The following is a 23,711-nucleotide window of genomic DNA, read 5'->3' as shown; positions in this document are numbered from 1 at the left end:
GGCCTAGCTGTTCTGCACGATCAGGATGGCGCGGGCGGGGCCGCCTTCGGCCTCGATCCGGTGGGGGCGGTCGGCGAAATAGCGGGCGGTGTCGCCCTTGCCGAGGTGCTGGGTTTCCTCGCCCGAGGTGACGCGGATTTTCCCGTCGAGGATGGTCAGATGCTCGCGGCAGCCGGGGCCGTGCGGGTCGCTGGCGAGCGTGCCGCCGCTGCTGAAGGTCAGGTCATAGACTTCGTGCACGCCGACCGCCTCGGCGGGCGAGAGGATGCGGATGCTGACCCCCTGCCCGCGCCCCGCTATGACGGGGGCGGCTTCGGCGCGGATCACTTCGATCCGCGGGGTGGCGCGGGGCTCGAGGAGGCCCGCGAAATCGACCTGGAGCGCCTGGGTCAGGTTCCAGAGCGTGGCGACGGTGGGGCTGGATTCGCCGCGCTCGATCTGGCTGACCATCGAGCGGCTGACGCCGGAGAGCTTGGCCACGGCATCGAGGCTGAGGCCCTTGGCGGTGCGCGCCTCCTTGAGCGAGGCGGCAAGGCGCAGGTGGATGTCGGAGCGGGGGTTCATGGGGCCATTCTGGCACGGCCGGCGGTGACGGGGCAAGGCCCCGCCAGGGCGCGCGCTCGGGTCAGGGCGCACGCCGCGGGAGGCATCAGCCGAAGACCAGCCCGCCATCGACGATCAGGTTCTGCCCTGTCACCGCGCGGGACCAGGGCGCGGCGAAGAACAGCACCGCATCGGCCATGTCGGCGGGTGTGGTCACGCGGCCAAGCGGGGTTTGCGCGGCGATGATGTCGAACACCGCCTCGGGGGTTGCGGCGCTGGCATCGGTGGTGCGCAAGAGCCCGCCCGACACCATGTTCACCGTCACGCCGAGCGGGCCGAGTTCCTTGGCCGCGGTGCGGGTAAAGGCCAGAAGCGCGCCCTTGGCGGCGGTGTAGTCGTGGTAGGGCACCACGGGGTTCTGCATCAGGTTGGTGCCGACGGTGATAACGCGGCCAAAGCCCTGCTGCGCGAAATGCGGCTGCAGGGCTTGCATGCAGGTGAGCGCGCCGCCCACCGCCGTTTCAAGCTGCCGCGCCATCTCGGCCCATGTCAGCCGGTCCAGATGCGCGCGCGCGTCGCCATTGAAGGCAAAATCCGCCAGCGCGTTGTGGACCAGCACATCGGGCAGGCCAAACCGGGCGCGGATCGCGTCGAGCATCGCGGCGACCTGCGCGGGATCGGTCACATCGGCCTGAAAGGCGGCGGCGCGCGGGCCGAGGTCGGCCACCAGCGCCTCGGCGGCTTCGCGGCTGCGGCGGAAGTTCACGGCAACGCGCGCGCCTTCGCGGTGGAAGGCACGGGCGATGGAGGCGCCAAGCCCCCGCCCCCCGCCGGTGACAAGAACGGTGAGATCGGACAGAGGGCGGGTCATGCGGGAGCTCCTTGGAAAAGGCGGTGGAAGTGGTGGGTCGGGCCATGCCCCTGCCCGACGCAGAGCGCATCGGCGGCAGCGATGGCCCCGGCGACATAGGCCTTGGCGCGCGCCGCCGCCTCGGGCAGCGCATGGCCTTGGCCGATCAGGGCGGCGAGCGTCGAGGACAGCGTGCAGCCGGTGCCGTGGGTGTTGCGCGTCGGATGGCGCAGCCCCGGAAGCCAGAGCGCGCCGCTGTCCTGCATCAGCAGGTCGCGGCAATCGCCCCCCGGCAGATGCCCGCCCTTGAGCAGCACCGCCTGCGGGCCGAGCGCGAGCAGCGCCTGCGCCTGTTCCAGCATCGCGTCGGGCGTGCGGGCCTCGTCTGCGCCCAGAAGATCGGCGGCTTCGGGCAGGTTCGGGGTCAGCAGGGCTGCGCGCGGCAAAAGACCGCGCAGCGCGTCGATGGCGGCGGCATCCAGCAGACGGTCGCCGCTTTTGGCGACCATGACCGGATCGAGCACCACGGGCGCCGCCAACCCCGTCAGCGCGTCGGTCACGGCAGTGATGACGGGCGCGGTTCCCAGCATCCCGATCTTGACGGCATCAATACGGATGTCCGCGCGCAACGCGCGGATCTGGGCCGCCACAAACTCGGGCGGCACCATATGGACGCCCGACACGCCTTGGGTGTTCTGCGCCGTCAGCGCGGTGATCGCGGCCATGGCATAGGCCCCGTTGGCCGAGATTGCCTTTATGTCGGCCTGTATTCCGGCCCCGCCCGAAGGATCGGACCCGGCGATGGCAAGGATGTTCGCGATCATGCCTGCCCCCATTCCGCGCAAAGCGCTCTGGTGGCGGCCTCGGGATCGGCGGCGCGCACCACGGCGCTGACCACCGCCATGCCGATGCAGCCCGCCGCCCTGACCGCCGCCGCATCGGCGGATTTGACCCCGCCGATGGCATAGGCAGGGTAGCGCGCCGCCGACACGATGCGCGCCAGCCCGTCCAGACCGATGGGCGGGGCGTGGTCTGGTTTGCTGGCAGTTGCCCGCACGGGGCCCGCGCCGATGTAATCTATTCCTGCCGGAATGGCGCGGGCCTGTGCCTCTGTTTCGACCGAGAGGCCGAGCAGCATCCCCTCTGGCATCTGCGCGCGGATGCGGAGAGGGTCACCATCGCCCTGCCCGATGTGCAGGCCATGCGCCCCGCAGGACAGGGCCACCGCCACACGGTCATTGACGACGAGCCGCGCGCCCAGCGCCGTGATCTGCGGCAAGAGCCGCGCCACCAGCGCCGCAAACTCGGCATCGCTGGCCTGTTTGTCGCGTATCTGGATCAGGTCGGCCCCGCCGCGTGCCGCAGCCAGCGCCTGCTGCGCCACGGGCAGGGGCGCGTCGGGGTCGGTGATGACATAGATCGGCCCCATCATGCGCGGGCCACCTTGGCGCCCGCACTCAGGTCTTGCGGGGTGAGCGTGTAGAGCGCGTCAAGGAAGGCCGCCTGAAACCCGCCCGGAGCCTGCGCCGCCTGTGCCGCCCGCTCTCCGGCCAGCCCGTAATAGGCGAGCGCGGCGACCGTTGCGGGCAAGGCGGGTTGGCCGACGAGGAAGGCCGCGATCACGCCGTTGAGCGCGCATCCCAAGGCGGTGATACGGGGCATCAGCGGGTGGCCATTGGCGACGCGCCATGCGTCCACGCCGTCGGTTATGTAATCCACCGGACCGGAGACGGCGACGACCGCCCCGCAGCTTGCGGCAAGCTGGCGCGCGGCGGCCTCGGCGGCCTCGACCGGATCGGCGCTGTCGGCCCCTTTGCCGGTGGCCCCGCCGCTGCCCGCGCCAAGGCTTGCCAGTGCGATGATTTCAGAGGCGTTGCCGCGGATCACGGCAGGCCGCAGCGCCAGAAGGCGGGTGCAGACCTGTTGCCGGAAACGGGTTGCGCCGACGCCCACCGGATCGAGCACCCAGGGCTTTTGCGCGGCCACCATGACCTGCGCCGCGTGCTCCATCGCGGTGGCCCAATCGGGGTCGAGCGTGCCGATGTTCACGCTCAGGGCCTGGGCCAGACCGGCAAACTCTTCCACCTCGGGCAGCGCATGGACCATCGCCGGCGAGGCCCCTGCCGCCAAGAGCACATTGGCCATGATGTTCATGGCGACGTAATTGGTGATGTTGTGGACAAGCGGGGCCGTGGCCCGCATCTGGTTCAGGAAATGGCCGGTGTCTGTCATGGTCTCCTCCGCGCGCAGAAGAGACCGGTGGCGGGGAGCAAGGGCCGATTGCCGGCACAGGAAACACCCGCCGCGGACTCCCTACGCCAGCATGATCTGGTTCAGGTTCAAAGGGTGCTTCTCAGCCCGGTTGCCCGGACGCCCCTGTCGCGCGGGCAAGGTGTTGCGAAAGACGGGCAGTGTCAAGAGTGCGGGGCGGGTCCGGGGCAGTTGAGCGGGGCCGAGGCCGATGCGCGCCGTCCTGTGCCGCGCTGGACCGGCGCGCGCAAGGATTTTGCCATCTTGCGGATGGCTTGGCGCAGGTGTGTCGGGGGGGAAAGTGGCAGCCCGTAGGGTTCACTTTTTCCCTCACCGTTTCAATTGCTTAGGCTTGCTAACTGCTGAGAGCCACCCCTTGGGCAACAAAGTCAATTTGCCCGCCCCTGCTAACCGCCTTCTGGGCCTGAAATCGGGGGACTGGCGATGAGCAAGCAGACCAAAGCCATGGTGACAGGATCGGACGGAGCGGTTGCTGCATCGCCGGTTGCTCCGACCTCGAAACCGACGAAGTGGCAGAAACCCGCGAAGAAAACCGCGCACAATCCGGGGGATGCAGGCGTCGCGTCTTACATTCCGGTTCCGGTCATAAGCAAACATCAGTCAGATGGTTTCGCAGCAAAGCAAATGCCCGATGACCCGGCGTGGATCGCGTTGCTGCATGACCTCGGCACCCTGTCCACCATGGCGTTGCGGGCCAAGTATGCGGGCGAGGCGAACACCCATCGGAACATGCTGCAACGGGTCAAGACCTCTGGGGCAGTGGTGCATCCCGCGTTCCGAAGCTTCGCGGAATTTCTTCGGTTGGTTGGGCCGAAGCCGACATCGAGGGCGACCCTCGACCGGATCGACAATCACGATCCCGAATACGCCCCCGGCAAGGTGCGATGGGCCGACAAGACAACCCAGAACCGCAACAAGGGTGACAGCCTGATCTTCACCTGCCCGAACACCGGGCGCAGCTACACCGCCTCCCAGCTTGCCGCAAAGCAGGGGGTCAGCCCTACGGCGATCAGGAAGCGGCGAAAACAGGGGTGGACGGATGGTGAGATCATCGCCGGGGAGCGTGCAGCTTTGGTTGCCGTGGTCCCTCGCAAAAGGGTCTCTGCCCCCGCGAGGTCGGCTGCACCCCCGCTGACCTTGGCTCAAGTGCTCTTCGAGCGGAACCGTGAATACTGCGAGTTCATCCGACAGACGGAAGGCTGTGAATACTTCATCTGCACACCCGCAGAGTTGCAGGCCGAAGTTGCCGACGACTTCTCGCACTGCCGAGGCCCAGAATGGCTTCGTTCCTGTGAGGAAAACTTCCTGAACAAGAAGCTGCCGCAGTGGTGGAAGCAGTATGGCCCCCATATCCGCTTTCACGCGCTGCAACCCCATCAGCAGGCATGGGTTCTGAGGATCGACCCCTCGCAGGGACAGAAATCGGAACTGTCAGGCGCGCTGTAACCCGCTGATCCTGCGCGGTTTCGGCGGCGGGTGTGGTGGAAAGACAAGGGAACGTTCCCGGCGGCGACATTCCATGTGTCGCTGCCACCCCCCCTCCGCCAACCCGGTTGAGACGCGGAAATCGGCATCGTCAGGTGTTCTTTCCTTTCCTTAGGTGGCCAATCTCATACGCTTAATGAGGGTCGCAAGTCATTGATCCCCCTTCCAAAATCGAAGGAGCGATGGATGACTGACCCCGACCTGATTTCCCGTTTCCGAACTGACCTGATCCAGCGGATCGCCGCGCAAGAGCGTGTCCCACAGGGACAGCCCCTGCCGATCTCCCCTTGGCTGGCCATGAGCCTGCTGCAAAAGGCCGTGCGCCGGGGCCGTTCCGATCTGGCGCTGAACGCCGCCGCCACCTTGCTGAGGGATGCCCCCGACCGCCTCTGGCGCAGGCTGGGCGGCATCGCCTTTGAGGATGTCGGGCTGGGCAGCCTGCCGACCGTGGGCCTGACCGTCGCCGCCCTGACCGGCAAGCGGTTCCGGGCTGCCATCGGGGGCGATTGGGCCGTGGCGTCTGTCGTGGTCAAAGCTCTGGCAGACGCTCCGAAGAGCCGGGCGACCGATGACCTTTTCATGGCCCTGGAAACGCTGCCCGGCCTTGCCGACAGCCGTCGCGCCCTTGCCGCCGAGACCAATCCCCGCCTGCGGCTGATCGCGCTGACCACCCCGAACCTGCACTGCCGCTCCCTTGCCACCCTGTTCTTGCTGGGCACTGACCGGCCCGGTGGCAAGCTGCCGGTTCGGCGTGGCGAGGTCGCCTTGGCCTTCGACCTGCTGGATGAACTCGGCACCGCGCCCACGACGCTGGCGATCTGCCGCGAAGGCTATCGCAAGACGGGCGAGGCCCTGCCGCCCTTGCTGGCCCTTCTGGCGCTGGAAAACGGCCTGCGGGCAGGCACGACCGATGACCCCCTGCCGCCCGAGGTGATGATCGGCGGGGTTCAGGGCTGGGCGCTCGACATGTTCACCCGCGAGGGCAAGCTGGCCCTGTCCCGGTTGGCCGCGACGCAAGCAGGCGTGGCGGAGTTTGCCCGCGCAATGCTGCCCCCCGGCCAGCGTGTCGGGTTCCTCGGTCAGGTGCTGTTCCGGGTCGAGGGCGGCTTGCTGACCCGCCGTGTCGGGGGCGATCTATCCGACCGCCTCCACGCGCAACTGATGTTTGAAACGCTGGGGGTGGACCCAGAGGCTGCGGTGCAGTCGCTTGACCTGATGCGGCAGGATTTGCCGCTGCTGAACCGCATTCGGGCGGGCGTGATGAGGGAGGTTCGGGATGCGTGACGCGGTTCTCACCTCGGATACTCACCCATTATCACGGGTCAACAAGGGCGGTCAGGAGGGGCAGATGGACGAGCGTTTTGCAGTTAATTGCAACGCCAATACGTTCCTACATAAGGAGCGTGAAACCCTGACCGATGAAGCAACCGACCTGCTGCGGCACAGCCTCGCCCCGGCCACCGAACGGGCCTTGCGGGGTGATCTGATGCACTTCCAAGATTGGGGCGGGTCGCTGCCTGCAACCCCGGCCACCGTCTGCGCCTATGTCGGCGATCACGCGGGCTACCATGCCGTGGCGACCATCCAGCGCCGGGTGGCCTCGATCAGCAAGGCGCACGAAATGGCTGGCCTGCCGAACCCCTGCCGCGCTGAGGTTGTCAAAGCCACGCTGCGCGGCCTGCGCCGTAAGCACGGCACCGCCCAGCGGCAGGCCAAGCCCCTGATGCGCGACGACCTGCTGCTGGTGCTGGACAGCCTGGGGGAAACCCTGCGCGACCAGCGCGACCGGGCGCTGTTGCTTCTGGGCTTCGCCGGGGGCTTCCGCCGCTCCGAACTGGTGGCGCTGGAACGGGCCGACATCGAAACCGTCCGGCAAGGTCTGATCGTGACGATCAAGCGCAGCAAGACCGATCAGGAGGCGGCAGGCCGCCGCATCGGCATCCCTCACGGTCGCACCCGCCATTGCCCCGTCGCGGCTGTCGAGGCGTGGCTGTCTGCATCTGCCATCGACACCGGCCCCCTGTTCCGCCCGATCACCCGGCACGGTCATGTTGCCACAAACCCGCTGACCGGGGACGCCGTTTCGGTCCTGCTGCGGGAACGGCTTGCAGCGGCGGGGATCGACCCCGAGGGCTACTCCGGCCACAGCCTGCGGGCGGGCTTTGCCACCAGCGCAGCACAGGCGGGGGTCTCCACACTGAAAATCCGCGCCCAGACCGGCCACGCCTCCGATGCCATGCTGGCCCGCTACGTCCGCGAGGGGGAACTGTTCACCGGCAACGCGGCGGGTGCGCTGTTGTAGCACCTGCCCGGCGATGCCCCCCAAATGCCCGGAAAACCGGGCAAATCGCACATCTGGCCTTGTGACATGTGCAACCCAAAGGCTAGAAACGAAGCAAAACCAAGCCGGACGCCCAAGCGCGGGGGATCGTGGCGCAAGGAAGGGTGGGTTGTATCCAATGAATAAGATCGCGGCTGAGTTCAGCGAATTCGTTTTGTTCTCCGAAGAAGAGGCCCGCGCACTCGATGCCCGCGTGGTCATGCGTGAGAACCGGGGCAAGCAGGTGCCCTATGTGACCTGCCTCGTCCGCGACAAGGAAGTGCAACTCAAGCCCGAGGAACGCACCCGCCAGCTTTGGCTGGCACGCCTGATTGACAAGCTGGGCTACGCCCGGTCGCGCATCGCCATCGAATACCCGATCACCTTCGGGCGCGACAGTTCCAAGCGGGCCGACATCGTGGTCTTCGACGCTGACCGCCCGACCGTCCCCTACATCATCGTCGAGGTGAAGCAGGCCAAGTATAAGGACGGCAAGGAGCAACTCCGGTCCTACGCCCATGCGACCGGCGCACCGCTTGCCGTTTGGAGCGACGGCATTCTGGCCGAGGTCTGGCACCGCAAGAACCCCAACTACTTCATGCCGATCCACGAGCTGCCCCGCGCAGATCAGACCATCGAACAGGTCGTGGATCAGCCCTGGACCATCCAGACCCTGATCGACCTTGAGGAAGAGCGGGTGAAGGAGGGCAAATTCGCCCGCTCCCTGCGCGACCTGATCGAAGACATGGAGGACGAGGTTCTGGCAAATGCCGGGGTCGATGTGTTCGAGGAAGTCTTCAAGCTGATCTTCACGAAGCTTTATGACGAGATGAACTCGCACCGGCTGGGCAACGCCCTGCGTTTCCGCAACCAGAACACGGCGGCGCAGCTAAAGGTGGCGATCCAGAACCTGTTCGACGAGGCCAAGAAGAAATGGCCCGGCGTCTTCCTTGACGATGAACGCATCCGCCTGTCGCCCGACCACCTGCAAGTCTGCGTCGGCTCGCTGGAAGAATGGAAGCTGTTCAACTCCAACCTCGACGTGATCGACGACGCCTTTGAATACCTGGTCTCGAAGTCGTCAAAGGGCGAAAAGGGCCAGTATTTCACCCCCCGATGGGTGATCGACATGTGCGTCAAGATGATGAACCCGAAAGAGGGCGAGACGGTGGTTGATACAGCCTGCGGCTCGGCGGGGTTCACCGTGCACAGCATGTTCCACGTCTGGCGGCAGATCATGCGTGCCATGGGGCGCGAGGAAAGCCACCTCTTCACCATGGAGGCCAAGCCGCCCCGCTGCATCGACTATGTGCGCGACAACGTGTTCGCCATCGACTTTGACGAGAAAAGCGTCCGCGTCTCGCGCTGCCTGAACCTGATTGCGGGGGATGGCGAAACCAACGTCCTGCACCTGAACACGCTCGACTGGACGAAGTGGGACGAGACGGTCAAGCAGGACGATTGGCAAGATACCTATGGCGACGGCTGGCGGCGGCTGCGCAAGCTGCGCGAGAACCAGCGCCAGACCGATTACCGCAGCTTCGGCTTCGACGTGCTGATGGCAAACCCGCCCTTCGCCGGTGACATCAAGCAGTCTGACATGCTGGCGGTCTATGATCTGGGCAAGAAGAAGGACGGCAAACTGGAGAAGGCAGTCGCCCGCGACCTGCTGTTCATCGAACGCAATCTGGACTTCCTCAAGCCCGGTGGTCGGATGGCGGTAGTCCTGCCGCAGGGGCGGTTCAACAACTCGTCGGATCAGCGCCTCCGCGAGTTCATCATGGAACGTTGCCGCATCCTTGCTGTGGTGGGGCTGCACCCGAACACCTTCAAGCCGCACACCGGAACCAAGACCAGCGTCTTGTTGGTGCAGAAGTGGAATGACGATCCGGCCAAGGGGCCGCTGTGCCCGAAAGTCGAGGATTACGACATCTTCTTTGCCACGCAGCAGGTGGAAAGCGTCGATAACTCGGGCCGCAAGGTCTATCGCAAGAACGCGGACGGCACGTTCATGCGCGACACGCACGGCCATTTCGTCGTGTCGCATGACCTGTTCAACCACGATGGCCTGACCGAGGACGGGATCGCGGAGGCCTTCGAGGAATTCGCCCGCAAGGAGGGCTTCAGTTTTTTTCCGGCCGCCCCTTCGACCAAGGCCGCCTAAGCGGTCTGTTGGAGGGGCTTGAGGTTTCGATCCTAGCCACGCATCATGTCTTTGCTGAAAACCGCGATAAGCGGCTCGACAGTCAGTATTTCCGGCGTGCGGCTTTGGCTGCTGATCAACTGATCGCACAACATAGCCCCGAGAAAATCTCTGAGGTCGCATCAGAAGTCAGGAGTTTTGGCGCTTACGCTCTGACCAATGAGTTCGAGTATCAGGACGATGGGATACCGTTCATTAGAGGAACTGACTATTCCGGCGATTTCATCAACTTTTCAAGCGTCCTAAGGGTATCGGAAGAGGCCCATGCTTTGCTGCACAAGTCAGAAGTCCAGCCCGGAATGGTCTTGCTTTCCATGTCCGGCAGTGTCGGAAGCGTCGCAGTAGCGCTTGAAAGCTGGAATTACCCGATCAACTCAAACCAAGACATTGCAAAGATATTGCCCGTTGGTGTGTCGCCGTTCTTCATGGCGGCATATCTGGCATGTCGATACGGCCAAATCCAGATTGACCGCCTCCCGGTCGGAAGCGTTCAGCAACATGTTTTCCTTTGGATGATCGAGCGCATCCAAATCCCAAGGTTCTCTTCGGTTTTGGAAGGCAGAGTTGCTGAACTGTCCCAGCGCGCTTACTCCAAGCATGAGGCGGTAAACACCGACTTTCAGCGCGCAGAGGATGCATTACTTGCCGCCCTCGGCCTTGCCAACTGGACCCCGCCCGAACCGCTCGCCTACACCGCCCGTGCGGCGGATGTCTTCGCCTCGGGCCGGTTCGATGCCCGATTTTTCGCCCCGCGCATTCAGGCCCTGCTTGACCTGCTGGCCGTGGATGGGCGCACCATTGCGGACTTGGCCAACCCACGGCGCGAAAAATTCCGCCCCAATGCCTGCGCTGCCTTCGACTATATCGAGATCAGCGACATCGACGGGGCAGGGGCGGCCACCAGCACCCGCCTTGCCTCGGAAGACGCGCCCAGCCGCGCCACATGGCATGTGCGGGCGGGGGACATTATCACGTCCACCGTGCGCCCGATCCGCCGCCTGTCGGCCCAGATCACGCCCGAGCAAGAGGGGTTTGTCTGCTCTTCGGGGTTCGTCGTGGTGACGCCCCGCGACATCGCGCCCGAGGTTCTGCTCACCTACCTGCGCCTGCCGGTGATCTGTGAACTGCTGGACCTGTTCGCCAGCGCCAGTATGTATCCGGCGATCACCGATGCCGACATCTTCAACCTGCCGCTGCCCCATATCCCGGACGCTGTGGCCGATCAGGTGACGCAGAACGTGATTGCCGCGAAGGCGGCAAAGGCCCGTGCGGCCAGCATGTTGGAGGCGGCCAAACGCGCCGTCGAGATTGCGATTGAGGACGGGGAACCCGCCGCCATGGCCTACCTTGACCAAGCAGAGGGGGCAATCTGATGGCCCTGCCTCCCCACGCCGCCGACTGGATGAACCGCGCCGAAATCGACTACATCGGCCCCTTCGTCAAAGCCTGGGCCGCGTTCAATGCGTGGTATCGTCATGCGTCGGGATCACGCAAAGACCGCGATGGGCTTCGGTTCGTCAAAACACAACCGAACCCAGTTCGTAGCGGGATCATGCCTCTCTTGCGTCCGATGCAGCGCGACGGCCACGGGAACATCATCCCTGACGGTGAACCTGCGCAAAAGCTGAAACTGCTGATCCGCGACCTGCATGTCTGCCTCGATGGCTTCCACATCGAAGTGACGCGGGATGAAGATGTGGTGGAACGTATCTCGTTTCGGTCGGTCTGCATCAGTAATGGTGCAGCACTTCCGCAGAGTTCGGACAGCTACGGGCTGCGGTATCGGGTCGAGAAGGCAAATGGAGGCTGGCAATGCACAGTGAAGTCCATCGCCAACCCGGCAAATGTACGGGCGACCATTCCGACTGTTGGATTTGACGTCGATGCTTTGCAAGCTCACGAGCAGTTTGCCGCGCTGTCAGTTGCACAAAGGGCAACCCTGCTAGAGGTTTTCAATCGCTGTAATCCGCGCCCGTTCACCGACCTGTTCGCGGGCGGCGGTGCCGGGATCGTGGCGAGCGACATCACCTTCCGATGCAGCGACCAACAACTGTTCGAAGGGCTGATCGAGGTGATCTATGGGCTGCGCAACACCTTGCTGCACGGCGAATTGCAGCCCTCCCCCCAAGCCTTCGCCGCCTATGAACCTGCATATCGGATACTCCTGACATTTCTAGGGTGCGTGCGTTGATGGCGGACGCCTTGGTCGGTTTGCCCGCGAAGACCAGCCTTTCTGCCGAGAGAGTGAGGCAACACGGCTTGGCGAAGCGCAATTTCTGATTGAATGATGAAAGCGGTGCTTGCCGCTTTCTCTGCGATGTAGCGATGAAGTCCTGATGCCAGCGAGGTTTCCAATGTCCACCACGTTCAGCGAAGCCCTCACACCTCTCGCCCGACGGATGCCGCGTCCAGTCCGGGACATTGAGATACTCCGCGTCGCGGCTCAACTTGACGGTGACGATTTCGCTGCGGCAGCAGATCGTGCACGAATGGCTGCTTTGGCGTGGGCCAAGAAGCGGGCTGGCGGCAATCTTCCAAAGGATGCGTGGGATCACCTCGACTTTGAATTCCTAGCAGGAGGTCGCAATAGTTCGGCAGTTCGTTTCAAGACGGAAACGGCTGATCTCTGGGCGTTGAGAGCAGAAGACCCTGACAAAGATGTAGCTGGGCGCATCTGGACAACAGAAATTGTGATCGGCGGCGAAGTGGGCAAACGCCCCCAGTTGAGCCTCCGGTTGATCGTCAGCACGGCGGAGGCTGAGGTCAGCATCGAACCCCACGTTCCTGGAACCGTGCTGCAAATGGTCTCGTCGCCGGGGCTTGTCCGCGCAGGACGTCCATTGCGCGATACACCGGCAACTCCGCGCACTGAGAACGATGCCGAAGACCTCTGCGATCATCTGGAAGACCCGGAGCGGCGGCTTCCTGTGGTCGTGGTCACGCTGCCCGAGGGAGAAGCCGCGCAACCACTCATCAATGATAGAGAAGTTGCAAAAGCCACGGCTGGACTTGCCCGAGTTGTCCGGCTGCCAGCCGATTTGACATGGGTTCTCACCAAACGCTTCGGTAAGTTCAGATCGGTATTCGACGGGGCTGTGCGCGTCTATCTGCCCGGTTTTTCGAATTCAGATGACCCGTATCGGCACCGCCTCTTTCTTGCAGCCCCTTTGCGGGAACCTGAGAATGCCAAGTCTTGTGCAGTCTGGTTGCGTCGCCTCGCCGCTGATCTCAGCACTTCAACAACCCGCCTCGGCAAGGATGTCGTTGACTTTGCTGCTGTTCGAACCGCCAGTAGGCGACTTAAGGCGAGCAGCCTCACCGAGCAGCAGGCTCCCGACGCCGAGCTATTGGGTATCGCGCAAGAACTGATCGACAGTCTTGAGCGACAACTGACAAGCAAAGACAAAGAGATCGAGTATTTTAGCGGCGAGGCCGTGGTAGCCGAAGAACGTGCAAAGGCTGCCGAACAAGAGAACCGTTCTCTGCTCTTCAAGATCAGGCAGTTGCAGGACGCCTTGGCAAGAGGAGGGGACACCCCGACTGCCGAACCGCCTTTGCCGCAAGATTGGGCTGAATTCCCCGACTGGCTCGATCAAACCTTTCCCGACCGCATTGTGCTCACTCCAGCTGCGCGGCGCATGGTTAGAAGTCCAGAGTTTGAGGATGTGGGCCTAATTGCGCGAGCGATTACCTGGCTGGCCACCGATCAGCATTTGCGTCGTTTGAATGGTGGCGGAAGCACAAGGGATGAGGTTATCGAACCGGGCATATTGAACGCCTACTGCGGCGGAGACACTTACGAAACCGTCTGGCAGGGTCGCCGCTATGAGGTGGACCAACATGTAAAGAACGGTGGCAACGCCCGCGATCCGAAGCGTTGCTTGCGAATTTACTACTTTTGGGAGCCTGATTTGCAGCAGACGGTGATTGATCATCTGCCCGCTCATCGCCACACCAGCGCAACCTGAGAGACCCAGACGCGTGCCGCGTAGAAGCATCACGGACGAAGAGATTGGCCTGATCAAGGCTATGCTGCGCCGGGGGATGCGCAATCGAGACATCCAGTTCTACTTCAACCGGCAAGATCGCCCTGTAAACTCGGGCAGGATAACTGGGATCAATGCCGGGGATTATGGGCCAGAGGTGCCAGCGGCCACCGAAGCAGCTTTGGACGCATTCCTTGCTGGCTTCGCGCCTGCCTTGGTGGGGGTGGCAATCGAGGCTGGCGCTCCGCGGGAACCTACGTTGGCTGAAAGGGCGTTCGCCCGCTTCGTGCAACGTGACGGCGGCTGGTTTCTCGCGGACGGGGAGACCTCGGATCAAGAGTGCAAGGCGCAGTTCGACCCTCGCCGCATGGAGCCAATTGTTCGTGCGATTGCTGCACTGGCGAACAATCGGGGTGGTTTTGTTTTCATCGGCGTCCAAGACGCAGAGTGCCGTGTTACCGGGATGCCCGACACCGCCTTCCAAGATACCGACATCGTCCGCATCACAGACAGGGTGAAAAACCTTCTGACGCCTACGCCAGCCTTTTCCAAGGATGTTATCGAGGTCGGCGATCAAGCAGTCGGCTTCATCCATGTCGAGAAGTATCCAACCCCACCCGTGATCGTGTGCCGTGATGCAAACGGCCTTGAAGACGGAACGATCCTGTTCCGCTATGCCGGGCAGTCTGGAAAAATCAAGTTCGGTGACTTGCTGGCCATGCTGCGCGAACGGGACAGGGCTGCAACGCAGACCTTGTTGGCAAGCGCCACCCGCCTCAGCGAAATCGGCGCGGACCGGGCATTGATCGTAGACACAGAAAAGGGCGAGTTGGATGCAGGATCAAAGCGAATTGTGATCGACCGCGCCTTAGCCGATCAGCTCGATTTCATTCGCGAAGGCGAGTTTGAAGAGCGCGCAGGGGCACGAGCTTTGCGCCTTATCGGCGATGTTCATGCAGTTGACCCTGAGGGTCAGGTGGTCGAACGGATCGAGGGGCGAGCACTGGACGCCGATGCCGTTTTGCTTGCTTACCTCGGCCATGACGTTGTTCGCGAACCGCTCGAATACATCTGCTTGTCCGCAAAGGTGCAGAGGCAATGGCTCCCCGTCTTCTACTTTGTTCGGCTTGCTGGCGGCGACATCGACGCCGCGATTGAGGCGCTAGATGCAACGAATGCGGTCTACCGCGTCTCAAAGCAAAACGCTCTTGAACGACTGAGGGGACAGCGATCCGCCTTCGAACGACCCGGCGGAGCCATCCTTGAAGTGGTGGCAGCTTTGCAGGCTGGCCAGTTCGACGAACTCCGTCAGAGGTTCAACGACCTGCAGATCGTGCGCGGCATTCGTGGCCTGCCTGACGGGCTTGAGCCTGCCGATCCGCTTTTCGACCTATTGCGAGACATCTATCGGGATGCAGACGGCAACGCGAATGTCCGAAGCGGCGTTTTCAGTGCAGCCGCTCGCCTTGATGAACTCGAAAACCCAAGGCAGCCGCGATGAACAAAGTCTTCTTCACATACGTCTGGGGGCCGCCCGGAAACCCGGCTTGGCCGCTGACCTTTGCGACGAAGGCCGCACGGAGCCATGCGCGGAAGGTTCTGACCGAGGGCGATCTGGTGTTCGCCGTGGGCACCAGAGGGGAGCCGACCGAAGAGGCACACAAGGGGCGCGTCGTCGGCGCGTTTCGCGTGTCCGATCTGGAAGTGAACACGCAGGACTACGACCTGCCCCGCAAGCGGGACAATCCAGAATACGACAGCGTAACCCGCTTCCCGTTCGCCCTGCACCCGATCACCGTCTGGGAGATCACCGACCCGAACAACATGTTCGCGGAACTGGTGGGGCCGTTGACGCCGAACCATCACCTGCAAGCCCAATCGAAGATCGTGGAACTCGACACGATCACCGCCGAGCCGTTGTTGGTGCTTGAGCGACGCGAGGTGCCGCCAGCCATGCCGATGACCGAGTTCGGCAAGGGGCTGGTGATGAAGAAAAACAGCAAACTAGCCCCGAAGCATCAGGGCAGTTTCACCGGGGCGTTCGGGGATCACGAAGTCTGGTATGTCTACGCCCTCGTGCTGCGCGACGAGCGCAAGAAGCCGCTGGCGGTGAAGGTCGGATATTCCAACGCGCCCGACGCTCGGGAAGCTGCGCATAATGGGCCGATGGCTTTCGAGGTGACGGGCCTTCGGTGGCGGGCCGAGTTTCAGCAGCCCACGTCCAGCGAAGATGTCGCTCGGGAGGTCGAGCAAGCCGTGCTGAACCGCTTTGCCAAGCACCAACTCGCCAGTAACGGTGAGATACTAGGCGGGGTCGATCCGGTCATGGTCCAGTCGGCGATTGCCATGGTGATGCGCGACCTGTCGAACGCCTGAGCACCCCATGAATTTCGGCGCGGTGACGGTTTGGCCTTCGGAACGGAACGCCTAGACGCCTGAAATTGGAGGGATTTTCTTGCCGGTTTTCTTTGGGCGCGGAATTGCAAGTGCCTCGGTCTGGGTAACGATGGTTCGCAGTTCCTCGTCCGTCAGCGAGGCAGCGGCGACGTTCAGGCGATCCAGAAGCCGCGCCCGTGCGGTCTGCGGCGTCGGGTCTGTCAGTCCGAGCAGGTGATCGGCGGAGGTGTTCAGAACGCGGGCGATCTTGGCCAGTGTCATGAGGTCCGGCTCACGCTGATCGTTGGCGTAGTTGGCATAGCGGCGCTCGTCCAACTCGCATAGCCGGGCGGCCTGCGCGTTGGAAATGCCTAGGTCAGCGGCCCGCTCCTTCAGTCGTTTTGCAAAAATATCCATCCGGAACGTTCTGTTCCGGAAAAAACCTTACCGCCATGAATGTTATGGGCATACGATACGGAACGAATTGTTCTTATCCGGTGTATCCATGACCCCAGACCCTTCCATCCGCGCCCATGTGACCCTCGCCCAGGGTGAGGAAGTTGTCCATGTCTCGCCGTGGTCTAAAGGTGGCATGTTCGCGCAACTCCTGCTCCTTGCTCTCCCCCTCGCTGGGCTATCCCTGCTGCTGATCGCAAAAGGTGGGGAGGTTCTGGGGGTCGGGATCGTCTTCGGAGTGTTGGCCGCGATCACCTATGCCTTGGCCTATCTGTCATGGCAGCGGCGGCTGGCGGTAGTGACGACGCGCAACGTTCTGTTCGTTGCGGGCCTGAGCAAGACGGTGCGGGCGATCCCGCTGGAACAGATCAACCAAGTGACTGTCGCGCCGGGTCTCGTGACGGTGCGCACCGGGTCGATCCTGAATACCCTGCTGCTGCGCGTCCCAGATGCTGAGGTCTTGGCTGAGAAGATCGAGCAGGCGCGTCAGGTCCGAACCTAGTCTGTGGAAGGCTGAGCGTCGGGAGTGGTTCACAGAGCGGGCCTGCGCTCACGGTATCCCTTCACCCCCGCATACCGATCAGGCCGTTTCTGGGCCGTCCTGTCGTGCCTGTCGCAGTTCCAGCAGCCCCGCCTTCAGTTCCCGGACCTCAGCTTCCAGCTTAGACAGCCGTTCGTCTGGTGATCCACCCGCGGCCGCTCGCTTTGCAGCCTTGATCCAGCCTGTGCCGGGAGCACTGCGTGGGAGGGGCGTGTCTTCGGGCACAATCCCAAAGCTCTCCTCCAGACGTGCGTTGATTTCAGCGTTCATCGAACGACGATTGTTCTTCGCCGCCTCTTGGACGAGGTCTTTCAACTCTTGGCCAAGTCGGATGCGAACAGGGGGGTCATCTCGCGTCATGACCCACCATTGCCCCACTGTGGGGTTGACATCAAGCAAAATCCATCTAGCCTCACGGAAGCCCCACCGTGGGGCAAATGGAGGGTTCTACATGAAAACCTTGAGGCTGCGACTGACAGAAGACGAGAAGGGTTGGCTCGAACGCAGGGCTGCCGAGAACGGCAGGTCCATGAACGCCGAACTTCGGCAATTGTTGAAGAACAGCATGGCATCTGGGCACGGGGTGCGGTGATGACAGAGGAAAAGACGAATTCGGCTCCGCAGGCGTCATCGGCTGCCAAACCCCAGAAAGCCAGCTTCACATGGGCTAAGAAGCTCATCAGCGAAGCGAAAAAACCAAAAGGCTTCTCTGTCACGGCCGCGAAGCGGGCGATGCAACTCGTGACGGGGCAGGGAAAGGAACCTGCCGCATTCAAGGTCGCTCCGGATGGCAGCTTTGCCATCGAATTGGTGCAGGTGGGCAAGCCCGCTGCTGCACCCACCGAAAACCCTTGGGACAAGGTGCTGTGACATGGGCAAGCGTGAAGTCTCATTCGTGCATCTGCACGTTTACAATGATCGGCACGGCAAGACCCGCGCCTATTACAAGCCGCAGGGGGGCAAGGGCATTGCCCTGCCTTTGCCGGTCGGAAGCCCCGAGTTCCTGCTGGCCTATGCAAAGGCCGTGGAGGGCGAGAAACTGGAGCGCGCCAGAGCCAAAATGCCGACCTGCAAAGACACTTTCCGGGACTTGCTGCGGCTCTACCTCGGGTCGCCCCTCTACATGAAGCTCAGCCCAAGTTCGAAGCGCAACTACCGGATCATCCTTGAAAAGTTCTGCGCCAAATACGGAAACTTACCCATGTCGCAGTTCTCGCGGAAACACGCTTCGGCCATCTTGGGCAAGCTCAGCGACACGCCGGAAGCGGCGAACACGCTGATGAAGCGGTTGCGCCTCCTTTTGGGGTTTGCGGTGCAGATTGGCATGATCGCCGCGAACCCCATGACCAAAATGGAAAGCTATGCCGCCAATGAGGACGGCTACCACACTTGGACCGAGGAAGAGATCGCGCAGTTCATGGCTCGTCACCCGCTGGGAACCAAGGCGCATCTGGCCCTGATGCTGATGCTCTGCACCGGGCAGCGCAAGTCTGATGCTGTCAGGATGGGGTGGGGCGATGTTGCCAACGGGATGATCCGGATTCGTCAGCAGAAGACCGGAACCCCGCTGATGATCCCAATCCTCCCGGAGCTGAAAGCAGCGTTGGCCGACCAACCCAAGGACGCGCCTACCTTCTTGCGGACGGAGTATGGTCGCCCCTACTCGGTGGCTGGCTTCGGAAACTGGATGCGGGATCGGTGCGACGAGGCGGGGCTGCCCAACTGCGCATCGCATGGTCTGCGCAAGGCTTGTGCCCGGCGTCTGGCCGAGGCGGGTTGCACCATTCACCAAATCAAGGCGATCACCGGCCACAAGACCGACGCAGAAGTGCATCGCTACACGGCGAAAGCCGATCAAGTTCGGCTCGCTCACAGCGCGTTCGAGAAGCTGCAAGACACTGCCAACAACCCGAAACCTGCTAACCCCCTCTGAGAGGTTAGCAAACAAGAGGAAAAACCCCATGCGTTCCAATATCTTAGCGGAGGAAGTGGCAGCCCGTAGGGGAGTCGAACCCCTCTTCCCAGGTTGAAAACCTGGTGTCCTAACCGATAGACGAACGGGCCACTGGCGGGCTGATTAAGGCAGCCGCCGTCCGGGCGCAAGAGGAAAAGTGACGGTTCAGCCGTCGATCCGCTTGCCCATGATCGCGATGGCCTGCTGGTAGACGGTCGCCGCGTTCCATTGCTTGATGACGGCGAAGTTGGGTTCGCCCTCCTGATAGCCGAGGCCCGGCTGCCAGCCCTTCTGCCGCAGGAAATTGGCGGTCGAGGCCATTGCATCGGTCAGGTTGTTCAGGTCGACCTTGCCATCGCCATTGCCATCCACGCCATAGGTCAGCGCATTGCCGGGCAGGAACTGGGTGTGACCCCATTCGCCATGCTTGGCCCCCACCGAGTTCGAGGTGATCGAGCCTTGGTCCACCAGACGCAGCGCGCCGATCAGATGCGGGCGGAAGAAATCGCTGCGGCGGCAGTCATAGGTCAGCGTGGCGATGGCCGAGACGATGTTGGTGTCGCCCATGAAGCCGCCAAAGGCGGTTTCCATGCCGTGGATGGCCAGAAGCACCCCGGCGGGCACGCCGTAGCGCTGTTCCAGCGCGGCATAGAGATTGGCGTTCTTGGCCTTGCGCTGCTTGCCCTGACGGATGATCGTCTCGGCCCCGCGGACCTGCATGAACTTGTCGAGCGTGTAGCGAAAGCTGCGCTGGTTGCGGTCGGCCCCGATGGTGGCCTGCGAATAGCTGCTGGCCATCAGCGCGGCGATGCCCCGCTCTCCCACACCGGCGGCGCGGGCCTCGGCGGCCATCTCGGACTTCCACGCCTCGTAGCGGCCGCCGGTATCGGAACAGAAGGCGGCCTGCGAGGCCGAGGCGGCACAGATCAGGGCGGTGGCAAGGGTCAGGGACTTCAGCGCAGACATACGACACTCTCCGGGTAATCGGTTTGCGCCAGTCTACGGTGGTGGCAAGCCGGATCAAGCCTTTGCGGCCATAGGCTGCAACGCGGCTGCACAAGTTTTCGTCAGATTTCCGCGAGCCCGCAGGGGAGAACGCAGCAAGCCGGCGCCAAGCGTCGGCCCCGCCTCTCAGGCGGCGGGCTTGCCGTTGGCGGCCGCTTCCAGTGCGGCGATGCGCGCTTCGAGCGCGTCATTCTGCTCGCGCGCCTTGAGCGCCATCGTGCGCACGGCGTCGAATTCCTCGCGCGTCACGAAGTCGCGATCGGCAAGCCAACGGTCCATCAGCCCCTTCATTGCCGTCTCGGCCTCGGTCTTGGCCCCCTGCGCCACACCCATCGCATTGGTCATGAGCTGGCTGAGGTCGTCGAAGATCTTGTTGCGGCTTTGCATGGGGCTGGTCCTTGTTGATCTGCTCCCTTTATATGGCCCTGCGCCGCCGCGCCGCAAGACGGCGCGGCACATTGACAACCGGCCCGCACCTGCCGACAAGGCAGGGGACCCGACAGCCGAGGTGCCATGTCCTACATTCCGTTCCCGCAGATCTCGCCCGAGATTTTCGCCATCGAGATCTTTGGCATGACGCTGGCCCTGCGCTGGTATGCGCTGGCCTATATCGTCGGGCTGATCGGCGGCTGGCGGCTGGCGCTGGATACGCTGCGCCGCCCCGCCCTGTGGCACGGCGCCCCGCCGATGAGCGCCGATCAGGTGGAGCGGCTGCTGACATGGGTGATCGTGGGCGTCATCCTTGGCGGGCGCTTCGGCTTTGTGCTGTTCTACCAGCCGGGGTTCTACCTGCAGAACCCCGCCGCGATCTTGCGGGTCTGGGAAGGCGGCATGTCGTTTCACGGCGGCTTTCTGGGTGTGGTGGTGGCGGGCATCCTGTTCTGCCGCCGCGAGGGCATCGCGATGCTCAAGGCCGCCGACATCATGGCGCTGGCAGCCCCGCTCGGGCTGTTTCTGGGGCGCGTCGCCAATTTCATCAATGCCGAGCTCTGGGGCCGCCCGACGAGCCTGCCCTGGGGCGTGGCATTCCCCGGCGATGCGGCGCAGAACTGCCCCGGTGTCGTCGGCATCTGCGCGCGCCACCCCAGCCAGCTTTACGAGGCGCTGCTGGAAGGCTTGCTGCTGGGGCTTGCGCTGATCTGGCTGGCCTATCGGCGTGGCTGGCTGAAATGGCCGGGCGCGCTGACAGGGGTTTTTCTGGCCGGATATGGCGCGGCGCGCTTTGTGGTGGAATTCGTGCGCCAGCCCGATGCGCAGTTTATCACCGAAGGCAACCCGCTTGGCCTTGCGCTGCATATCGGCGGCTACGGGCTGACGATGGGGCAGATCCTGTCGCTGCCGATGATCGCCGCCGGTCTGTGGCTGCTGCTGCGCGCGCGCCCCGCATGACGGAACTGGCGCGGATCATCGCCGCGCGGATCGCGGCCACGGGGCCGATGACGCTGGCCGACTATATGGCCGAATGCCTGCTGCACCCCGCGCATGGCTATTACACCACGCGCCCTCCCTTTGGCGCCGAGGGCGATTTCATCACCGCGCCCGAGATCAGCCAGATGTTCGGCGAGCTTCTGGGCCTGTGCCTCGCGCAGGCGTGGCTGGATCAGGGCGCGCCCGCGCCCTTCACGCTGGCCGAGCTTGGCCCCGGACGCGGCACCCTGATGGCCGATGTGCTGCGCGCGACGCGCGGCGTTGCGGGCTTTCATGCCGCAGCGCAGGTGGTGCTGGTCGAAGCCTCGCCTGCCCTGCGCGCGCAGCAGGCGGCGCGGCTGGCCCCGCATCCGCTGGCCCATGCCGCGCAGATCGACGCGCTGCCAGACCAGCCGCTGTTTCTTCTGGCCAATGAATTCTTTGACGCCCTGCCCATCCACCAGTTCCAATACGATGGCCGCGCGTGGCGCGAGCGTCTGGTGGGGCTCAAGGACGGTGCCTTGGTCTTTGGCCTGTCTGACCCTGTGCAACCCGATCTGTCGCTGCCGGTGTTTCAAGACCCCGTGGCGGGCCGCGTGGCAGAGGTTTGCCCCGCCGCACGCCCCTATGCGGTGGTGATCCGCGACCGTATCGCAAGGCATGGCGGGGCGGCGCTGATTGTGGATTACGGCGGCTGGCGGTCTTCGGGCGATACGTTTCAGGCCCTGCGCCGCCATGCCTTTGCCGATCCGCTGGCCGCGCCGGGCGAGGCCGATCTGACCGCCCATGTCGATTTCGAAGCGCTCGCTGCCCTTTGCGCCCTGCCCTATGGCTATTGCGAACAGGGCGCGTTCCTGACCCGGCTTGGCATCGAGTCGCGCGCGGCCCGTCTTGCCCAATCCTTGACCGGAGACGCCTTGCAATCGCATCTTGCCGCGCATCGGCGCTTGACCCACCCCGATGAAATGGGTTCGTTGTTCAAAGTGCTGGGGCTGCATCGGCCCGGCACGCAACCGCCGCCCGGATTGGCCTGACATCATGACGTTGGAAATCATCACCTCGGACGCCCTGCCTGTGCGCCACGGATTTTTCACCCGCAAGGGCGGGGCCTCGTCGGGCATCTTTGCCGGGCTCAACTGCGGGGCGGGATCGTCGGACCAGTCGGAGGCGGTGGCGATCAACCGCGCGCGGGTGGCCGCCGCGATGGAGGTACCGCTGGACCATCTGATCGGGGTGCATCAGGTGCATTCCGCCGATGTGGTGGCCGCGACCGGCCCGCTGCCGGTGCGCCCGCATGCCGATGCGCTGGTCACGGCAACGCCCGGAGTGGCGCTTTCGGTGCTGTCGGCGGATTGCCAGCCGGTTCTGTTCGCCGATGCGGAGGCAGGGGTCATCGGCGCGGCCCATGCCGGATGGCGGGGCGCGGTGGACGGGGTGCTGGAGGCGACGGTTGACGCGATGGAGGCGCTGGGGGCTGACCGCGCCAATATCGCCGCCGTCATCGGCCCCTGCATCAGCCAGCGTGCCTATGAGGTCGGGCCGGAGTTCTTTGAGACCTTCACCGCCGAAGACCCTGCCAACAGCCGCTTTTTCATCAACGGCACCGGGGACAGGATGCTGTTCGACCTGCCCGGTTTCGGCCTGCACCGTTTGCGCAGCGCAGGGGTGGGCCATGCCGAATGGACGCGGCACTGCACCTATCATGATGCGGAGCGGTTTTTCTCGTTCCGCCGCACCACCCACGCGGGCGAGGCCGATTATGGGCGCCTGATTTCGGTGATCCGGCTTTAGCCTGCGGCAAAATTGCGGCAAAACCTGTCACGCATACCGGAAACAATCAGGGGAATTTCGAGACGTTGTTTCCGATTTCCCTTGTTTTCGGGGGGATATGGGCCGCGCGGAGGGTGCCACATTCTCTCCCGCCACTGCGAAGCGCGACCACAATCTTTCACATTTGCCGCCCAGAGCGCGCCCCAAATGCGGGTCAAACATGAACCCGAGGTCGACAGACACATCAGACAAGGGAACGGGGACCATGAAGAAAGAACGCCGCTGGTTGAAATCCGTCATCGCTGCCAGCCAGGAGCCGCAGATCGCCCTGCCCTGGACGCGTGGCGCACGGCGCAAGCCCGCTGCCCTGAAGCCTGCCCCGGTGCAGCCGCGCGCGCTCGCTGCGCGGTAACAGCGCGCCGCAACTCGCGGTAAAGCCGAATCACATGATCTGAAAAACGTGCCGCGCCCCCGCGCGGCGCGTTTTCATTTGTTTGGCCCCACCTTGTTTTGGCCACATTTGACCCGCCATCGTCACCAAAAG

General features: G+C 63.6%; 26 protein-coding genes, 1 tRNA gene and 1 riboswitch. Of the genes, 17 read left to right on the top strand and 10 right to left on the bottom strand.

Annotation, left to right across the window (positions count from 1 at the left end; genetic code table 11):
* Positions 1–3: 3 nt before the first annotated feature.
* From G3572_RS12240 to thiM, 5 genes are all read right to left on the bottom strand, one after another.
* Positions 4–564: a helix-turn-helix domain-containing protein gene (locus G3572_RS12240; protein ID WP_164612178.1), complete on the bottom strand. Its 561-nt coding sequence runs from the start codon at positions 562–564 to the stop codon at positions 4–6.
* 85 nt (positions 565–649) lie between these two features.
* A complete protein-coding gene (locus tag G3572_RS12235; protein WP_164612176.1) occupies positions 650–1,414 on the bottom strand; it encodes a 3-oxoacyl-ACP reductase in 765 nt (254 codons plus the stop codon).
* Positions 1,411–2,217: a bifunctional hydroxymethylpyrimidine kinase/phosphomethylpyrimidine kinase gene (gene thiD, locus G3572_RS12230; protein WP_164612174.1), complete on the bottom strand. Its 807-nt coding sequence runs from the start codon at positions 2,215–2,217 to the stop codon at positions 1,411–1,413. Before thiD ends, G3572_RS12235 begins: the two co-directional genes overlap by 4 nt.
* The gene (thiE, locus tag G3572_RS12225; RefSeq protein WP_164612172.1) at positions 2,214–2,825 is read right to left on the bottom strand and encodes a thiamine phosphate synthase; all 612 of its coding nucleotides are present in this window, start codon (positions 2,823–2,825) and stop codon (positions 2,214–2,216) included. The genes thiD and thiE overlap by 4 nt, the downstream gene beginning before the upstream one ends.
* Positions 2,822–3,625: a hydroxyethylthiazole kinase gene (gene thiM, locus G3572_RS12220; RefSeq protein WP_164612170.1), complete on the bottom strand. Its 804-nt coding sequence runs from the start codon at positions 3,623–3,625 to the stop codon at positions 2,822–2,824. The genes thiE and thiM overlap by 4 nt, the downstream gene beginning before the upstream one ends.
* Positions 3,626–3,685: 60 nt before the next feature.
* Positions 3,686–3,781: riboswitch (TPP riboswitch) on the bottom strand.
* Positions 3,782–4,087: 306 nt separating this feature from the next.
* Here thiM and G3572_RS12215 point away from each other — a divergent pair.
* The 9 genes from G3572_RS12215 to G3572_RS12175 all read left to right on the top strand — a co-directional run bounded on the left by G3572_RS12215 (position 4,088) and on the right by G3572_RS12175 (position 16,034).
* The gene (locus G3572_RS12215) at positions 4,088–5,110 is read left to right on the top strand and encodes a hypothetical protein (protein WP_164612168.1); all 1,023 of its coding nucleotides are present in this window, start codon (positions 4,088–4,090) and stop codon (positions 5,108–5,110) included.
* 225 nt (positions 5,111–5,335) lie between these two features.
* Positions 5,336–6,433: a hypothetical protein gene (locus G3572_RS12210; RefSeq protein WP_164612166.1), complete on the top strand. Its 1,098-nt coding sequence runs from the start codon at positions 5,336–5,338 to the stop codon at positions 6,431–6,433.
* The gene (locus G3572_RS12205; protein WP_240335513.1) at positions 6,426–7,451 is read left to right on the top strand and encodes a site-specific integrase; all 1,026 of its coding nucleotides are present in this window, start codon (positions 6,426–6,428) and stop codon (positions 7,449–7,451) included. Before G3572_RS12210 ends, G3572_RS12205 begins: the two co-directional genes overlap by 8 nt.
* Positions 7,452–7,608: 157 nt before the next feature.
* A complete protein-coding gene (locus G3572_RS12200; RefSeq protein ID WP_164612164.1) occupies positions 7,609–9,633 on the top strand; it encodes a type I restriction-modification system subunit M in 2,025 nt (674 codons plus the stop codon).
* A gap of 8 nt (positions 9,634–9,641) precedes the next feature.
* Entirely contained in the window at positions 9,642–11,045 is a 1,404-nt protein-coding gene (locus G3572_RS12195; RefSeq protein WP_164612162.1) for a restriction endonuclease subunit S domain-containing protein, read from the top strand.
* A complete protein-coding gene (locus G3572_RS12190; protein ID WP_164612160.1) occupies positions 11,045–11,863 on the top strand; it encodes a hypothetical protein in 819 nt (272 codons plus the stop codon). Before G3572_RS12195 ends, G3572_RS12190 begins: the two co-directional genes overlap by 1 nt.
* Before the next feature lie 163 nt (positions 11,864–12,026).
* Entirely contained in the window at positions 12,027–13,640 is a 1,614-nt protein-coding gene (locus G3572_RS12185; protein WP_164612158.1) for a hypothetical protein, read from the top strand.
* A gap of 13 nt (positions 13,641–13,653) precedes the next feature.
* Positions 13,654–15,159 (top strand): AlbA family DNA-binding domain-containing protein, encoded by a 1,506-nt coding sequence (locus G3572_RS12180; RefSeq protein WP_164612156.1) that lies wholly within the window; start codon positions 13,654–13,656, stop codon positions 15,157–15,159.
* A complete protein-coding gene (locus G3572_RS12175; protein WP_164612154.1) occupies positions 15,156–16,034 on the top strand; it encodes a hypothetical protein in 879 nt (292 codons plus the stop codon). Before G3572_RS12180 ends, G3572_RS12175 begins: the two co-directional genes overlap by 4 nt.
* A 51-nt stretch (positions 16,035–16,085) precedes the next feature.
* Here G3572_RS12175 and G3572_RS12170 read toward each other — a convergent pair whose 3' ends face one another.
* A complete protein-coding gene (locus tag G3572_RS12170) occupies positions 16,086–16,451 on the bottom strand; it encodes a helix-turn-helix domain-containing protein (RefSeq protein WP_164612152.1) in 366 nt (121 codons plus the stop codon).
* An 88-nt stretch (positions 16,452–16,539) separates the two neighbouring features.
* On the opposite strand from G3572_RS12170, the gene G3572_RS12165 reads away from it, so the two are divergent.
* Positions 16,540–16,992, top strand: a complete 453-nt coding sequence (locus tag G3572_RS12165; protein ID WP_164612150.1) for a YdbT family protein — start codon at positions 16,540–16,542, stop codon at positions 16,990–16,992.
* Positions 16,993–17,070: 78 nt separating this feature from the next.
* Here G3572_RS12165 and G3572_RS12160 read toward each other — a convergent pair whose 3' ends face one another.
* Entirely contained in the window at positions 17,071–17,391 is a 321-nt protein-coding gene (locus G3572_RS12160) for an Arc family DNA-binding protein (protein WP_164612147.1), read from the bottom strand.
* Here G3572_RS12160 and G3572_RS22375 point away from each other — a divergent pair.
* Genes G3572_RS22375 through G3572_RS12145 form a run of 3 tightly spaced genes read left to right on the top strand, consistent with a single transcriptional unit; the run spans position 17,363 to position 18,964 of the window.
* Positions 17,363–17,623 carry a FitA-like ribbon-helix-helix domain-containing protein gene (locus tag G3572_RS22375; protein WP_354004025.1) on the top strand — a complete coding sequence of 87 codons (261 nt, stop codon included), beginning with the start codon at positions 17,363–17,365 and terminating at the stop codon, positions 17,621–17,623. The two genes, G3572_RS12160 and G3572_RS22375, sit on opposite strands and share 29 nt — an antisense overlap.
* Positions 17,623–17,901 carry a hypothetical protein gene (locus G3572_RS12150; protein WP_164612143.1) on the top strand — a complete coding sequence of 93 codons (279 nt, stop codon included), beginning with the start codon at positions 17,623–17,625 and terminating at the stop codon, positions 17,899–17,901. The genes G3572_RS22375 and G3572_RS12150 overlap by 1 nt, the downstream gene beginning before the upstream one ends.
* Before the next feature lies 1 nt (position 17,902).
* Positions 17,903–18,964 (top strand): tyrosine-type recombinase/integrase, encoded by a 1,062-nt coding sequence (locus tag G3572_RS12145; protein ID WP_164612125.1) that lies wholly within the window; start codon positions 17,903–17,905, stop codon positions 18,962–18,964.
* 56 nt (positions 18,965–19,020) lie between these two features.
* Here G3572_RS12145 and G3572_RS12140 read toward each other — a convergent pair.
* From G3572_RS12140 to G3572_RS12130, 3 genes are all read right to left on the bottom strand, one after another.
* Positions 19,021–19,095, bottom strand: a tRNA-Glu gene (locus tag G3572_RS12140).
* A 55-nt stretch (positions 19,096–19,150) separates the two neighbouring features.
* Positions 19,151–19,951 carry a lytic murein transglycosylase gene (locus G3572_RS12135; RefSeq protein ID WP_164612123.1) on the bottom strand — a complete coding sequence of 267 codons (801 nt, stop codon included), beginning with the start codon at positions 19,949–19,951 and terminating at the stop codon, positions 19,151–19,153.
* A 165-nt stretch (positions 19,952–20,116) separates the two neighbouring features.
* The gene (locus G3572_RS12130; RefSeq protein ID WP_164612121.1) at positions 20,117–20,377 is read right to left on the bottom strand and encodes an accessory factor UbiK family protein; all 261 of its coding nucleotides are present in this window, start codon (positions 20,375–20,377) and stop codon (positions 20,117–20,119) included.
* Between the two features lie 126 nt (positions 20,378–20,503).
* Between G3572_RS12130 and lgt the strand changes: the two genes are divergently transcribed.
* The 4 genes from lgt to G3572_RS21875 all read left to right on the top strand — a co-directional run bounded on the left by lgt (position 20,504) and on the right by G3572_RS21875 (position 23,579).
* Positions 20,504–21,379 (top strand): prolipoprotein diacylglyceryl transferase, encoded by an 876-nt coding sequence (gene lgt / locus G3572_RS12125; protein WP_164612119.1) that lies wholly within the window; start codon positions 20,504–20,506, stop codon positions 21,377–21,379.
* Positions 21,376–22,431, top strand: coding sequence for a class I SAM-dependent methyltransferase (locus G3572_RS12120; RefSeq protein WP_164612117.1), 1,056 nt, complete (start codon positions 21,376–21,378; stop codon positions 22,429–22,431). Before lgt ends, G3572_RS12120 begins: the two co-directional genes overlap by 4 nt.
* Before the next feature lie 4 nt (positions 22,432–22,435).
* A complete protein-coding gene (gene pgeF, locus G3572_RS12115; protein WP_164612115.1) occupies positions 22,436–23,188 on the top strand; it encodes a peptidoglycan editing factor PgeF in 753 nt (250 codons plus the stop codon).
* 244 nt (positions 23,189–23,432) lie between these two features.
* Positions 23,433–23,579, top strand: coding sequence for a hypothetical protein (locus G3572_RS21875; RefSeq protein ID WP_205518697.1), 147 nt, complete (start codon positions 23,433–23,435; stop codon positions 23,577–23,579).
* Positions 23,580–23,711: the final 132 nt, after the last annotated feature.

The organism is Pseudotabrizicola algicola, assembly GCF_010915705.1.
Taxonomy (GTDB): domain Bacteria; phylum Pseudomonadota; class Alphaproteobacteria; order Rhodobacterales; family Rhodobacteraceae; genus Pseudotabrizicola; species Pseudotabrizicola algicola.
The sequence above is the reverse complement of the archived record's forward strand: the minus strand, read 5'-3'. Positions and strand labels throughout refer to the sequence as shown.

Excerpts from the sequence above, each read along its gene's own strand:
- G3572_RS12240 (WP_164612178.1), bottom strand. The coding sequence starts at position 564 with ATGAACCCCCGCTCCGACATCCACCTGCGCCTTGCCGCCTCGCTCAAG.
- G3572_RS12235 (WP_164612176.1), bottom strand. The coding sequence starts at position 1,414 with ATGACCCGCCCTCTGTCCGATCTCACCGTTCTTGTCACCGGCGGGGGG.
- thiD (WP_164612174.1), bottom strand. The coding sequence starts at position 2,217 with ATGATCGCGAACATCCTTGCCATCGCCGGGTCCGATCCTTCGGGCGGG.
- thiE (WP_164612172.1), bottom strand. The coding sequence starts at position 2,825 with ATGATGGGGCCGATCTATGTCATCACCGACCCCGACGCGCCCCTGCCC.
- thiM (WP_164612170.1), bottom strand. The coding sequence starts at position 3,625 with ATGACAGACACCGGCCATTTCCTGAACCAGATGCGGGCCACGGCCCCG.
- G3572_RS12215 (WP_164612168.1), top strand. The coding sequence starts at position 4,088 with ATGAGCAAGCAGACCAAAGCCATGGTGACAGGATCGGACGGAGCGGTT.
- G3572_RS12210 (WP_164612166.1), top strand. The coding sequence starts at position 5,336 with ATGACTGACCCCGACCTGATTTCCCGTTTCCGAACTGACCTGATCCAG.
- G3572_RS12205 (WP_240335513.1), top strand. The coding sequence starts at position 6,426 with ATGCGTGACGCGGTTCTCACCTCGGATACTCACCCATTATCACGGGTC.
- G3572_RS12200 (WP_164612164.1), top strand. The coding sequence starts at position 7,609 with ATGAATAAGATCGCGGCTGAGTTCAGCGAATTCGTTTTGTTCTCCGAA.
- G3572_RS12190 (WP_164612160.1), top strand. The coding sequence starts at position 11,045 with ATGGCCCTGCCTCCCCACGCCGCCGACTGGATGAACCGCGCCGAAATC.
- G3572_RS12185 (WP_164612158.1), top strand. The coding sequence starts at position 12,027 with ATGTCCACCACGTTCAGCGAAGCCCTCACACCTCTCGCCCGACGGATG.
- G3572_RS12175 (WP_164612154.1), top strand. The coding sequence starts at position 15,156 with ATGAACAAAGTCTTCTTCACATACGTCTGGGGGCCGCCCGGAAACCCG.
- G3572_RS12170 (WP_164612152.1), bottom strand. The coding sequence starts at position 16,451 with ATGGATATTTTTGCAAAACGACTGAAGGAGCGGGCCGCTGACCTAGGC.
- G3572_RS12165 (WP_164612150.1), top strand. The coding sequence starts at position 16,540 with ATGACCCCAGACCCTTCCATCCGCGCCCATGTGACCCTCGCCCAGGGT.
- G3572_RS22375 (WP_354004025.1), top strand. The coding sequence starts at position 17,363 with ATGCGAACAGGGGGGTCATCTCGCGTCATGACCCACCATTGCCCCACT.
- G3572_RS12160 (WP_164612147.1), bottom strand. The coding sequence starts at position 17,391 with ATGACGCGAGATGACCCCCCTGTTCGCATCCGACTTGGCCAAGAGTTG.
- G3572_RS12150 (WP_164612143.1), top strand. The coding sequence starts at position 17,623 with ATGACAGAGGAAAAGACGAATTCGGCTCCGCAGGCGTCATCGGCTGCC.
- G3572_RS12145 (WP_164612125.1), top strand. The coding sequence starts at position 17,903 with ATGGGCAAGCGTGAAGTCTCATTCGTGCATCTGCACGTTTACAATGAT.
- G3572_RS12135 (WP_164612123.1), bottom strand. The coding sequence starts at position 19,951 with ATGTCTGCGCTGAAGTCCCTGACCCTTGCCACCGCCCTGATCTGTGCC.
- G3572_RS12130 (WP_164612121.1), bottom strand. The coding sequence starts at position 20,377 with ATGCAAAGCCGCAACAAGATCTTCGACGACCTCAGCCAGCTCATGACC.
- lgt (WP_164612119.1), top strand. The coding sequence starts at position 20,504 with ATGTCCTACATTCCGTTCCCGCAGATCTCGCCCGAGATTTTCGCCATC.
- G3572_RS12120 (WP_164612117.1), top strand. The coding sequence starts at position 21,376 with ATGACGGAACTGGCGCGGATCATCGCCGCGCGGATCGCGGCCACGGGG.
- pgeF (WP_164612115.1), top strand. The coding sequence starts at position 22,436 with ATGACGTTGGAAATCATCACCTCGGACGCCCTGCCTGTGCGCCACGGA.
- G3572_RS21875 (WP_205518697.1), top strand. The coding sequence starts at position 23,433 with ATGAAGAAAGAACGCCGCTGGTTGAAATCCGTCATCGCTGCCAGCCAG.